The organism is Belnapia arida (genome assembly GCF_016773205.1).
In the GTDB taxonomy this organism is placed as follows: domain Bacteria; phylum Pseudomonadota; class Alphaproteobacteria; order Acetobacterales; family Acetobacteraceae; genus Belnapia; species Belnapia arida.
In genome coordinates this window covers 1-872 of record NZ_JAETWB010000156.1, presented here as the reverse complement: position 1 = coordinate 872, position 872 = coordinate 1, and the positions used below count along the sequence as shown (strand labels likewise).

The window sequence follows — 872 nt, the reverse complement described above, 5'->3', positions numbered from 1 at the left end:
CCGCTCGACCTCTGCTGCGGTACCAGCCCCAGCCAGGCGGCAAACTGCCGCCCGGAGCCAAACTGACGTGGGTCGCCCACCGTCGCCACCAGAGCACTGGCCGTAATCGGACCGATGCCAGGCACCCCTTGCAGCCGGCGGCTGGTTTCGTCGGCCCTGTGCCAGGCAAGTAGCTTGGCCTCGACCTCGTCGACGCGCTCGCCGACAGCCCGCAGTTGGGCCGCCAATATGCCAAGCATCTCAGCCGCCAGCGGCGGCACCCGCCTCTCAGCCTCTGCCCCCGTTTGCAGCAGCGCGAGCAGCCGGTCGATGTTGCGGATTCCCTGGCCGACGGCGATGCCGAATTCGGCAAAGTGGGCTCTGATGGCGCTGATCAAGCTGCTGCGCTGACGGATGAGCAGATCCCGCGTTCTGTGCAGAAGGATGACGGCCTGCTGCTCTGCTCCCTTCACCGGGACGAAGCGCATGGTCGGACGCGTGACCGCCTCACAGATCGCCTCGGCGTCCGCTGCGTCGTTCTTTTGGCTTTTCACATAAGGCTTCACGAACTGCGGTGGCATGAGCCGGATCTGGTGGCCCAACTTGCTCAGCTCGCGTCCCCAATGGTGTGCCGTATGACAGGCCTCCATGCCAACAAGCGCCGGCGGCAACCCTGCAAAGAAGGCCACGACCTCACTTCGACGCAACCGGCGCCGCAGAACAACCCGCCCCGCGGCATCGACCCCGTGCGCCTGGAAAACGTTCTTAGCCAGGTCCAGTCCGATAACCTCGACTGCCATCCTCGCCTCCTCTTGCCGGGCCTCCTGGTCGTGTCCTCGACCGGGAGATCAGTTAGGAAAGCGGGGCCGTCCATTCCATCATGACCGCACCCG

The 872-nt window shown here is 65.5% G+C and carries 1 protein-coding gene; it reads right to left on the bottom strand.

All coding sequences use genetic code 11. The features are described from left to right. On the bottom strand, positions 1–779 hold a 779-nt coding region (locus JMJ56_RS33165; RefSeq protein ID WP_202836127.1), incomplete at its 3' end, for an IS110 family RNA-guided transposase. Positions 780–872 lie beyond the last annotated feature (93 nt).